This window comes from Acetomicrobium flavidum (assembly GCF_900129645.1).
Lineage (GTDB): Bacteria > Synergistota > Synergistia > Synergistales > Acetomicrobiaceae > Acetomicrobium > Acetomicrobium flavidum.
In genome coordinates, this window is sequence record NZ_FSQZ01000001.1 from 215905 (window position 1) to 228128 (window position 12224).

General features: G+C 47.4%; 11 protein-coding genes and 1 tRNA gene. All 12 read left to right on the forward strand.

Annotated elements, in window-relative coordinates:
• The first annotated feature begins 5 nt into the window (after positions 1-5).
• Positions 6-554, forward strand: coding sequence for a CvpA family protein (locus BUQ78_RS01070; protein WP_014806771.1), 549 nt, complete (start codon positions 6-8; stop codon positions 552-554).
• Positions 554-2926 (forward strand): endonuclease MutS2, encoded by a 2373-nt coding sequence (locus tag BUQ78_RS01075; RefSeq protein ID WP_074199015.1) that lies wholly within the window; start codon positions 554-556, stop codon positions 2924-2926. The genes BUQ78_RS01070 and BUQ78_RS01075 overlap by 1 nt, the downstream gene beginning before the upstream one ends.
• Positions 2927-2991: 65 nt before the next feature.
• Positions 2992-3067, forward strand: a tRNA-Arg gene (locus BUQ78_RS01080).
• Between the two features lie 367 nt (positions 3068-3434).
• Positions 3435-3761 (forward strand): F0F1 ATP synthase subunit B family protein, encoded by a 327-nt coding sequence (locus BUQ78_RS01085; RefSeq protein ID WP_014806769.1) that lies wholly within the window; start codon positions 3435-3437, stop codon positions 3759-3761.
• On the forward strand, positions 3748-5781 hold the full coding sequence (locus BUQ78_RS01090) for a V-type ATP synthase subunit I (protein ID WP_074199016.1): 2034 nt from the start codon (positions 3748-3750) through the stop codon (positions 5779-5781). Before BUQ78_RS01085 ends, BUQ78_RS01090 begins: the two co-directional genes overlap by 14 nt.
• A gap of 64 nt (positions 5782-5845) precedes the next feature.
• Positions 5846-6319 carry a V-type ATP synthase subunit K gene (locus BUQ78_RS01095; RefSeq protein WP_074199017.1) on the forward strand — a complete coding sequence of 158 codons (474 nt, stop codon included), beginning with the start codon at positions 5846-5848 and terminating at the stop codon, positions 6317-6319.
• Between the two features lie 11 nt (positions 6320-6330).
• On the forward strand, positions 6331-6921 hold the full coding sequence (locus tag BUQ78_RS01100; RefSeq protein ID WP_074199018.1) for a V-type ATP synthase subunit E: 591 nt from the start codon (positions 6331-6333) through the stop codon (positions 6919-6921).
• Between the two features lie 27 nt (positions 6922-6948).
• Positions 6949-7965: a V-type ATPase subunit gene (locus BUQ78_RS01105; protein WP_074199019.1), complete on the forward strand. Its 1017-nt coding sequence runs from the start codon at positions 6949-6951 to the stop codon at positions 7963-7965.
• A complete protein-coding gene (locus tag BUQ78_RS01110) occupies positions 7955-8293 on the forward strand; it encodes a V-type ATP synthase subunit F (RefSeq protein ID WP_074199020.1) in 339 nt (112 codons plus the stop codon). The genes BUQ78_RS01105 and BUQ78_RS01110 overlap by 11 nt, the downstream gene beginning before the upstream one ends.
• Before the next feature lie 27 nt (positions 8294-8320).
• Positions 8321-10123 carry a V-type ATP synthase subunit A gene (locus tag BUQ78_RS01115; protein WP_074199021.1) on the forward strand — a complete coding sequence of 601 codons (1803 nt, stop codon included), beginning with the start codon at positions 8321-8323 and terminating at the stop codon, positions 10121-10123.
• Positions 10113-11537 carry a V-type ATP synthase subunit B gene (locus BUQ78_RS01120; protein WP_014806762.1) on the forward strand — a complete coding sequence of 475 codons (1425 nt, stop codon included), beginning with the start codon at positions 10113-10115 and terminating at the stop codon, positions 11535-11537. Before BUQ78_RS01115 ends, BUQ78_RS01120 begins: the two co-directional genes overlap by 11 nt.
• A gap of 20 nt (positions 11538-11557) precedes the next feature.
• Entirely contained in the window at positions 11558-12190 is a 633-nt protein-coding gene (locus BUQ78_RS01125; protein WP_014806761.1) for a V-type ATP synthase subunit D, read from the forward strand.
• The last annotated feature ends 34 nt before the right edge of the window (positions 12191-12224 follow it).

Here is a 12224-nt window from a genome sequence, read left to right on the forward strand (position 1 = left end):
AGGACATGGCGTTTGACATTCCCAATATGGTCGACCTTGCAGCGCTAATATTTGCTGTCTTTCTCATGGCCAAGGGGCTTGTTCGGGGTTTTACCGGTGAGCTCTTTGGCTTTCTGGGAAGCGTCGGCGGATTTATCTTGCTTTGGAAATACGCGCCGGCGCTGGCAGGCATGCTCAAATATAAGCTAGGGTTTAGCGATATAGTCGCCTACATCATAGCCATTGCAGCTATATTTATCACAGCTAACATTGCAGCATCACTTTTGGGTAAGCTCGCTAAAAAGATCATCTACTTTGGCCATCTATCGATGCTCGACAAACTAATGGGAGGCCTTTGCGGTTTGATAAAGGTCTTAATAGTTCTTATTGTGGTCTATTTGGCACTGGAATTCATAGCCAAGCATACAGGTGCCACGTCGATGTCCTGGATGGACAAAAGCAAGGCCATGACGATTTCGGGCAACTTGTGGAACTACGTCAGCAGCTGGTTGCTTGAAAAAGGCATAATAGACCATATCGCGCTCCCCAATATAACGATAAAGGTACATGTGTAATGATATCAAGCAAGCAGACAAGGCAATTGCTCGAGATCGACAAAATAATAGCGAAATTCTACAGCAAGAACATTCGTTCCGAGATAGGCAAGACCTACGTTAGGGATATAAAGCCGCTTACCAATATTGAAGCACTAAAAGATTGGCAGGCTCTGTACAGGGAATTCGAACGATATATCGATGTTAAAGGAGATTTTCCCTGGGACGATCGACTAATGCCCATCGGCGATCTCCTCGAGGCGGGGAAATCGCAAGGGGTGCTTTTTGGCGAAGAACTGCTCCCTTTTAAGTGCATGCTTGGCCTTGCGGTAAGGATAAAGGAGCTTTCCGGTGAACTTGCTAGAGAAGGCTACGGCAAGCTTGGGGAGATGGCACGCCAATTTGCCGATTTCGGCGACGAAGTAAAGGCGATGTCAGTAGTAGACGAGGACGGAAGGTTGTATGACAGCGCCTCCGTCAAGCTTGCCGAGATAAGGAATGAATTAGACGTCGCTAAAAGACAGGCAAGAAGCATAGGGCAAAAAATCATATCAGACCAGTCCTTGTCCTCAAAGCTTCAGGATCAGGTCATAGCCATGCGAAACGGCCGCTATGTTTTATTGGTCAAAAAGGACCTCGCCCCTTCCTTTCCTGGCATTTTCGTGGATTATTCAAGCTCAGGCAACTCCGTTTACATGGAACCTCATGCCTTGGTAACCATGAACAACAAGATCGCCATGCTTTTGGAAGATGAAAGGCGAGAAGAACGCAGGATATGCCAAAAGCTGACCGAGATGCTGTTGTCCAGGGAAAGGGCTATCCTTAAGGCTCAAGATTTAATCGGCCAAATCGACTTGATGTGGGGGATCTACTATTTCCTGCAGGCCAATGACTGGACCTTGCCTGAGATGGAGGAGAAAAGCTCTTTTTACCTAAACAACGCCCACCATCCCCTTTTGGAGCCAAAGGCCGTGCCCATAGATGTGCACTGCGGTAGAAATTTCAAGGCCCTCGTGATAACTGGACCTAACACGGGGGGGAAGACAGTAGCGTTAAAAACTGTAGGCCTATGCGTGTATTTAGCCTGGTGCGGCTTACCAATACCTGCCAGGGAAGGTTCTAGGATAGGTCAGTTTTCCTCGCTAGAGGCCGACATAGGCGATGAGCAGAGCATAGAACAGAACTTATCCACCTTCAGCGGGCATGTGAAGCGCATCATAGATATGCTGGCGCAAGCTGACGACAGATCGCTATTTTTGATCGACGAACTTGGGGCGGGCACCGATCCGGAGGAAGGTGCAGCTTTAGGCATTGCCATATTGGAGACGTTCTTGAAGAAGGGATCGCTCGTCCTTGCGACAACGCATCATAACTCCATAAAAAGATATGCCTTACTGACGCAAAACGTGGAAACGGCAAGCGTGGATTTCGATCCCGAGACCTTACAGCCCAAGTATAAGCTCCTTTTAGGCGTCCCTGGCAAAAGCAACGCCTTACTAATAGCAAAAAGGCTGGGCATGCCCGACGAAGTGCTTGAAATAGCAAAAAGGGAGCTAAAGGGCAGCGATACCTCAATGGAAGACCTCATAGAAAGGCTAAGAGCCAAGCTGTCCGCCCTCGAAGAAAAGGAAAAGGAGCTGGCAAATGAAACTGCCAAACTGAAGGCTGCCAAAAGGGAGCTCGAAAAGCAACTTTCCGGCATAGAGGAAAGGCGAGAACGCATCCTGGCCGAGGCCGAAAGGAGAGCCAAAAAGATCGTCAAGGAGGCTCAAGAGTCCGCTAAATTATTGCTCAAGGAGCTTAGCAAGACCCATAATCTCGCAGATGCGCATAGGACCTTTGCAAAGATGCGTGAGCAGACGGATAAAATCTTAGATGATATAGAACGGGAGGAAGCGACCCGGATAGAAAGCAAATCCTCTATAGCGGAGGGAAGAATTCCAAGGGTCGGCGATAAAGTCAAGATACTCGGCACAAATGCAACTGGCATTGTGGAAAGCGTCGACAATGAAAAGGCTACCATTCAATCGGGGCCGATTAAGGTCGATGTATCCCTCAAAAAGATAAGGGTGATAGAGGAGAGCGACAAGAAGGAAGGTCAATCGATAAAGATCAGCATCGAAAGACCCCAAAACGTCCCAAGCTCCATAATGATACGCGGCATGAGGGTCAGCGAAGCAATGCCTCTTGTTGAGACCTATCTCGATAAAGCTTTTAGGGCAGGATACAGGGAAGTTACGATAATCCATGGTCGCGGAGAAGGAATATTGCGCCAGGAGGTTCACGCGCTCTGCAGAAGGCTTCCTTATGTTGAAGACTTTCGCCTTGGCGGCCCGGGAGAGGGAGGTTATGGCGTCACCATCGTAAGGTTCGTAAACAAAGGCGGTTCTTAAACTTAAGCGCAGCAAGACCTTGCGCATTTTACAGCCGTTAGCTATAGTATATGAGCAACTGTTAAGTGCCCGTAGCTCAGCGGATAGAGCGTTGGACTCCGGATCCAAAGGTCGGGAGTTCGAGTCTCCCCGGGCACGCCATGATTTTGTTTTTGCTTGATGGAAACATAACAAATACTCCCTTGTCGTCAACAGAAGACGAAAGGGAGTATGTTTTATAAGTCCCAACCTTTCATTTGCACGAATTTTGAAACAAGTCATTGATGGCCAAGACGCGTCTGTGCTAATATCTTATGGGCCTTATTTTAGGCATTCGACCATCATGTTCAGTATGACTTTCCTGATAACTTTGCGAATTTTTTTAAAGTACATACGCTGTCCTTGCGCCAAGGACTGAACCATTTGACAGGGCTCAGCAAAATCAGTAGACTGTATTTCGATTGTGGCAATCGTAACAAGTTTTTTAAGTTCATGTTTTCTGCATAATTTTGGCAAAGGGGTGAATAGGGTGCCAACGGATATTGCTCAAGAACTTAGACAAGCCGAAGAAACTGCAAAGAAGTTGGTGGAGGATGCCAAAGTCAAGGCCAACAGCATCCTGGAAGAAGCTCGGGCCAAGGCGGATGAGATTCTTAAGGACGCTAAGGCCAAAGCGCGAAATCATTACAGAGAGATAGTCCAAAAAGCCCAGGCTGAAGCTGAAGAGAGGGCACGCACGCTGATAGAGGAGGGGAAAAAGAGGATCTCTTCACAAAGAAATGACTATGCCGCTAAAGTTGATAAGGTTGCAGCTTTAGTCGTGGAAGAGGTGATGAAGAGGTATGGCAATAGCTAAGTTCTGCAAGCTCGACTTGGTAGTCCATGAGTCTGTCAGGGATGATGTCATACGAGACCTCCAAAAATTTGGCTGCTGCGAGATAATTAAGGTTCAGCCCTCCGGCGAGGATGTCCAGGAATTGGGAGATTTGAAACATCTCGAGGACAAGCTATCTGAAGCGAGATTTGCGATACGTTTCCTTGAGCCTTATTACGAATATGAAGGCGATAAAATTGCGAGGTTATTGGGAAATAAGCCTAAGGTCAGCTTGAACGAAATGGCCGAGCTGGACAGCAACTTCGATATACATAAATATTCAGCCAAGCTTAGGGACATCGAAAGAAAGCTGTCTGAGATCAGAGCAGAATTATCAAGGCTCAAAACCCTTGAGGAAATCCTAATCAAGATCAAGGATTTTCCGTTGCCGCTTTCCCTCCTGACCAGAGGTACGCAATATGTCTCTGGCGTGGTCGCCGTGGTTCCCGTGGAACAAATTGGAGTCATCAGGACTCATTTGGAGGAATCCATCAAGCCTCAAGAGGGAGAATTTTACATAACTAAGCCGGCCGAGAAGGACAAGGAAGTCTATGCGATGGCCACATTCCTAAAGAACAAGGAAGAAGAAATACGCAATATATTTATTGCCAATGGAGCTTCCATAGTTGAACTTGACAGAAGGCTTACGGAAACTCCATTGGAAGAGCTGGCAAAAATTGCCAACAGCAGGGAAGATCTAAACATTCAGGAAAAGAAGCTGTGCGACCTTGCAGCCGAGGAATCCAGAAGCAACTTCGCAAAGGTGCAGCTTCTTCACGATTATTACGATCTAATCAAAAAGAAGACCGAAGCATTGTCTTCCGGCCTATCTACCGATCATGCCACTTGGATGCAAATGTGGGTCCCTAGGGTCACTGTGGACTTAATCAAGGAAGCAATATCCCCATATGGCAAACTGGTAGACATGGAGTTTACCGATCCCGGAGAAGAAGATGAACCACCGGTATTTCTTGTCTCGAAAAAATGGGCTTTGCCCTTCGAGCCACTAACGAAGCTTTATGGCCTTCCCGAATACGATGCAATAGATCCGACTCCCCTTTTTGCTCCCTTCTACTTTGTGTTTTTTGGCATGTGCTTAGGAGATGGGGGATATGGTATCGTCTTAGCTTCCTTACTTTTGTACGCAATATTAAAATATCGCCCACGCAGGGATACTTTTAAATTCTTCACTTTATTGTTTTTAGGGGGAATTGCAACTATATTGGTTGGCCTTTTGACGGGATCCTGGTTTGGAGATATGATCGACTCTTTTCCCATTTTTGAGGCTATCCGAGATATAAAGAATTCGGTAAAAATCACCGACGTAATGTACAATCCTATGCCATTTTTGGGATTCTCCTTGTCCCTTGGTTTCGTGCAGATTATATTTGGGCTTTTCATAGCCTTCTTCGATAACCTTAGAAGAAAAGATTACATTGGAGCCATAGGAGATCAAGGGGGCTGGATCACCTTCCTCTTGGGATTGGCAAGCTACATATTGGTGCGATCCGGAATGCTGCCTTCTGCCTTCTCCATGCCGAGCATAATACTTTCATTTGTTGGTGCAGGCATTTTGGTCGCTACTCAAGGAAGAGAAAAGAAAAACATCTTTTCCAAGATCCTCTCGGGTCTATTGAGCTTATATTCTGTAACATCCTATTTGGGGGACGTGTTAAGCTATAGTCGACTTCTTGCTCTCGGTCTAGCTACATCGGCAATTGCCATGATCATCAACACTCTTACGTTGCAACTCTCTCACATTCCCTATATAGGTTGGCTATTGGGGATTGTTTTATTTGTGGGAGGTCATGTATTCAGCCTGGCTGTCAACGTACTCGGAGCTTTCGTTCATTCCTTGCGTTTACAATATGTTGAATTCTTTAGCAAGTTTTATAAAGCTGGAGGCAGACCCTTTCATTCTTTCAACATGGATGCGCGCTACGTAGAAATATCAGAGGCTCATGATTATGAGGCATTGATTAGAAGTAGAGTTTTTGGTTAGTTCCGCTTGATAATTAGGTGATTAAACTAAATTTACATTTTTTGAAAGGAGTGTGTCGTTTAAGATGGAGTGGGGATTAGTTTTGTCAATATTGGGTGCTGCTTTAGCTGCTGGTTGTGCCGGATCTGGTTCCGCTTTGGGCGTTGGGGTTGCAGGAGAGTCAGGAGCAGGGGTCATGACTGAAGACCCAGGAAAGTTCGGATTGGTCTTGTTGCTTCAGGCCATACCGGGGACCCAGGGCATTTACGGATTGCTGACCGGCTTTTACACCATCATGAAAGTCGGTTTGCTTGGAGGTTCTCCTATGTCAGTAACATTAGCACAGGGAATGGCAATTTTATTTGCCTGTCTTCCCATTGCCATTGTTGGCTATATATCCGGCTACTCACAGGGAAAGACATCCGCTGCTTGTATTCAATTGATAGCAAAACGTCCCGAGGAAACCGGTAAGGCAGTTATACTTCCAGCTATGGTCGAGACCTACGCCGTATTAGCCCTTTTGATGAGCATTATATTGTTGAACGGCATCAAACTTTAGGGGTGTGGGAAATGGCTCTAGCGGATGTAAAGACCAAAATCGAGGAAGATGCTAAAAAGCAAGCCGATGATATCTTAAAGAAGGCTAAAGAACAGGCAGATGAAATCTTAGCAAAAGCTAAAGAGGAAGCCCGACAAATACAGGAAGAGTGGCTTCAGCGAGCCAATACAGAAAGAGAGAACGTCTTTAAGCGCAGGGAGATAGTGGCTAATCTAGACTTGAGGAAGCTCGAATTGGCCATGAAAAGATCTTTAATTGAAGAAATCTTGAATCAGGCTCTCGTGAAGCTTTGCTCACTGAATAAAGAGCGCTATTCGACTTTTGTCGAGAAGCTTTTAAAGCTGGCCGTCGAGGAATCGGAAAGTTCCGAGGGCATCATATATATCGGAGAGAACGAGAAAGTCATAACGCCAGAATGGGTAGCAAACTTCAACAAACAACACAATGCGAAGATTATATTGGCCGGCGAGCCCATGCCCTTTAAAGGCGGTTTCGTGCTTAATGTTGGTGATATAGACATAAACTGTTCCTTCGATATGCTTATAACCAACATCCAGGACGAATTGGAATTGGTCATTGCAAAGGAACTTTTTTCAGATTGATCAGCATAAATAAGGATTTTAGGGTCGGTGAGACAGTTGGAAGCTAAAGGCGATTACACCTATGCTGTATCTCGCGTTAAGGCCATGGAAAGCAGGATGGTCGATCAGGCTACTATGCAACAGATGGCCGATGCGGACAGTTACGATAGTGCCTGGAAGTCGCTCATAGAAACATGCTATGGACAATGGGCAACCGAGATTAACACCTCCTCGTACGATAAGGTGTTAGAGGCGGAACTTACATATATTTATGATGAGTTCAAAAAGTTTGTTCCCGACCAATCGCTGGTTTATTTATTCCAAATTCCCTATGACTTTCACAACCTGAAAGTCATCCTCAAGAGCTCCTTCATGCAGAAGGCAGGAGGAAGGACCCGATGGGATCTATTGATATCCTTGGGATCCTATCCCGCTGAGGATATGATACTGGCCATCGAAAGCGATGACCTACGTCTTTTGCCCTATCAACTTCATCGGGTTATACCCTCATGCATCATGGTATGGGAGCAGAGTGGGGATGTCGTGGAAATAGAAAAGATATTGGACAGTCATATGTTTTATGTCATGCGGCTAATCGCCGACGGCATTCCTTTTATGGGAGTAAAGGAATATGTGCGCTATCGCATAGATGGAGAGAACATCAGGACCTTGCTGCGCCTAAAAAGGATCAATGCAGATATATCGCAAACGCTAGATCTCCTTCATCCTGGAGGCACCTATTCCATACAGCTTTTAACCCAACTTTACTCCGAACCTCGGGAATCCTGGTCGAGAGCATTGGCTTTTGGTTATATGGGTAGCATTTTAAACGACATAGAAGAATTGGACGAATCCCATATATTGCCCGAAGTTGAGCGGCGTTCCGATAAGTTGATAAGCGATTACCTTAATAAATATCAATATGATCCCTTTGCGCCCGAGCAGATCGTCCGTTATCTATGGCTCAAAGAGACAGAGGTTCGCAATCTCAGGATCATTCTCGTCGGTAAGGCCAGCGGTGTGGAAAAGGACATGATAAAGGGGCTGTTGCGTAATGCAGCGTAGAAGTCATCCTGTAGCGGCTGTGGGCGATTATGAGAGCGTTTTGCCCTTTCAAGCAATAGGCTTGAAGCAATATGCGATAGATGATCCAAACGACGAAGAAGGCCTAAGAAGGATCATGCTCGATATGATCAACGAAAAGTTTGCCATTTGCCTGATGACAGAAGATCTTTACCAAAGATACGAACAGCTGATAGGCGAACTCACGCATGATGAAGCCTTAAACGTGATTCCAATCCCAACTTTGAAGCATTCGACGGGTTACGGGACATTGCAGATAAGAAATTGGGTAGAAAGGGCAGTGGGAATTGACATATTTGCCAACAAGTGAAAATTTTGGATTTGGAGGGAAGCTTTCATGAGCGAAGCGGCTCGTAAGCAGATAAAAGGATCAATTACCAGAATATCAGGACCATTGGTAGTTGCTGGCGGAATGTCAGGGGCTTCCATGTACGACGTGGTCCGTGTGGGCAACTTAGGTCTTGTAGGGGAAATAATAGAGCTAAAGGGAGACAGTGCTTTTATTCAGGTATATGAAGAGACCTCCGGCTTAAAGCCCAAGGAGCCCGTCGTAAGTACGGGGGCGCCCTTGAGCGTAGAACTGGGCCCCGGTCTGATCGAACAGTTCTTCGATGGAGTCCAAAGACCTCTTAACATAATTGAAAAAGAAGCCAAAAGCCCCTTCATAACGAGGGGAATCGATGTTCCGGCACTAGACAGGAAGAAAAAATGGGAGTTCATACCCAGGGCAAAAAAAGGAGATGCCGTTGTATCGGGTGATGTGCTTGGAATAGTACAGGAAACAGTATTGGTAGAGCATCGTATATTAGTTCCTGCAGGCATAGAGGGCAAAGTTAAATCCATACAGCAGGGAGAATATACCGTGGAGGACGTCATAGCCGAGATAGAGGACGGCAATGGCTATGTGCATAAGGTCACCATGATGCAACGTTGGCCCGTCAGGTTTCCCAAGCCGGTAGCGAGGAGGCTTAAACCGGAAGTGCCCCTTTTGACTGGACAGCGCGTGGTGGATATGTTCTTCCCCATTGCGAGGGGAGGCACCGCCTGCGTTCCAGGTCCCTTTGGAAGCGGCAAGACCGTAATCCAACACCAGTTGGCCAAATGGGCTGATGCCGAGATAGTGGTTTATGTCGGATGCGGCGAACGGGGCAACGAGATGACGGACGTCTTGTTGGAATTCCCGGAGCTCCAGGATCCTCGCTCCGGACAGCCCTTGATGAAAAGGACGGTCCTGATAGCCAATACATCCAACATGCCCGTTGCAGCTCGCGAGGCCAGCATTTACACGGCAATTACCATTGCGGAATATTATAGGGATATGGGATACTCGGTCGCCTTGATGGCGGATTCCACGAGCCGTTGGGCAGAGGCACTGCGCGAGATATCGGGGCGATTGGAGGAAATGCCCGGCGAGGAAGGTTATCCGGCGTACCTTGGCACAAGGCTTGCATCTTTCTATGAACGTGCGGGAAGATGTATATGTCTGGGAAGCGATGAAAGAGAAGGAGCCATAAGCGTCATAGGGGCGGTATCGCCTCCAGGAGGAGATCTTTCGGAACCTGTTAGCCAAAACACGCTAAGGGTCACAAAGGTCTTCTGGGGGTTGGACGCTTCTCTGGCCTATCAGCGTCACTTTCCTGCGATCAACTGGCTTAACAGCTATTCCCTTTACACAGATGTGCTCGGAGAATATTGGGACGAACGTTATGATGGCGAATGGAGCGCCCAGCGAATCGAAGCAATGTCCCTTTTGGAGGAAGAGGCTCAACTCAGGGAAGTGGTAAGATTGGTTGGAATTGACGCCCTATCCAGGGAAGAACGCTTGATCCTAGAGACGGCGAAGTCCATAAGGGAGGACTTCCTCCATCAGAACGCCTTTCATGAAGTCGATACCTATGCTTCCATGGATAAGCAGTTTAGGATGTTGCGCAATATTTTGACCTTCCATCACATAGCCATGGATGCCATTAAGCGTGGAGCTGACATAAAGAAGCTCTTCGAACTTCCCGTAAGGGAACAAATAGCCAGGATGCGATACGTAAAGGAAGAAGACCTTGACTCTTTAGATAGACTGGAAGCTGAGATTCGCTCCCAAATAACCAAGATAATCCCAACGGGAGGCGATAACTATGCTGCCTAAGGAATACAGAACAATAAGTGATCTTTCCGGCCCCTTGATGATAGTCGAAAAGACGATAGACGTAAGATACGATGAGCTTGTCGAGATCGCATTGAGCAACGGCGAAAAAAGGCGGGGCCGTGTGTTGGAGATATCCACCGATAGGGCACTGGTCCAGGTCTTCGAAGGAACCACCGGAATAGATCTGGAAAATACAAAAGTGCGCTTCATGGGCAAGGTGCTGATGATCCCGGTCTCAAGGGATCTATTGGGAAGGATATTCAACGGGCGGGGAGAGCCCATTGATGACGGCCCTGCCATAATTCCGGAAAAACACTTGGATATAAACGGTTATCCGATCAATCCCTATTCCAGGGATTATCCTTCGGAGTTTATCCAGACCGGGATATCTACAATAGATGGCATGAACCCCATAGTTAGGGGCCAGAAGTTGCCTATCTTTTCGGGCAGCGGCATGCCGCACAATAAGATGGCCGCACAGATTGCTCGTCAGGCGACCGTTTTAGGATCCAAAGAAGGTTTTGCCGTGGTATTTGCCGCCATGGGCATCACCTTCGAGGAGGCCTCCTTCTTCATGGAGGACTTCAGGATGACGGGCGCCATAGACAGAACGGTGATGTTCCTTAACTTGGCCGACGACCCTGCGATCGAGCGTATAACAACGCCCAGGTTGGCCCTCACGTGTGCCGAGTACTTGGCATTCGAGCTAGACATGCATGTCTTGGTCATACTTACCGACATGACCAATTACTGCGAGGCACTTCGGGAGATATCGGCTGCCAGAAAGGAAGTCCCCGGAAGAAGGGGCTACCCCGGATACCTCTACACTGACCTTGCAACGATGTACGAGCGCGCGGGGCGATTGCGCGGATATAAGGGTTCCATCACTCAGCTGCCAATACTTACAATGCCGGAAGACGATATAACTCATCCTATACCTGACCTGACCGGTTATATCACGGAAGGCCAAATTATATTGAGCAGGGGCTTGCATCGTAAGGGAATTTACCCACCTGTTGACGTCTTGCCCTCGCTTTCCCGTTTGAAGGACAAGGGAATTGGAAAGGGCAAAACGAGAGAGGATCATGCCGACCTGCTCAACCAGCTCTTTGCCGCATACGCAAGAGGCAAGGAAGCCAAGGAGTTGGCCGTCATATTAGGTGAAGGCGCATTGACGGAAAACGATAAAGCCTTTGCAGAGTTTGCCGATAAATTTGAGGACAGATATGTCAGACAAGGTGAATACGAAAACAGGAGCATACTTGATACTTTAGAGCTCGGATGGGAGCTCTTGGCTCCGCTTCCGCTGTCAGAACTTAAGCGAGTCAGGGACGAGTACATCGACAAATACCTTAAGCCCAAGAGGCGGGGCGGCGAATCAAGTGATGAGGTGGTCGTATCCTCTGCCACGTAGACGCAGGAGAGTGATCGAAAATGGCCAATAAGTTAAATGTAAATCCCAACAGGATGATGTTAAACGTCATCAAGAGGCGTCTTGTGGCAGCAAAAAGAGGTCATAAGTTGCTTAAGGACAAACAAGATGCCCTTATAAAGGAATTCCTACAGAAGGCCAGAGATGCAACAGAATTGCGAGAAAAGGTCGAAGCTGCCTTAATTGACTGCTATCGAAGCTTTTTGATGGCACGAGCGCAGATGGTGCCGGCAATACTGGAGCAATCGCTCATGATGGCCGGGGGCGGAGAAACGGGCGTTGAAGTGACGATGCGAAATTTAATGAGCGTAGTCGTGCCGGAATTCTCCGTGGAGGAATCAAGGAGCAAAAGCAAGGGGTATGGTTTCGCCATGACCTCTGGAAGCCTTGATTTGGCCTTGGAGCAGTTTACGGCATTGCTCCCAGATTTAGTTCGCTTAGCCGGCGAAGAAAAAGCCCTTCGCTTGATGGCAAGCGAGATCGAACGAACGCGAAGAAGGGTAAACGCCCTAGAATATGTACTGATCCCGGCCTTTGAAGAGACGATAAGGGATATAACGATGAGGCTTGACGAAATGGAACGTTCTAACTTGAGCAGGCTGATGCGGATCAAGGAGATCGTTCGTTCGCATTAAGCGTTAATAAGCAACGATAGCGAAGACCTTACTA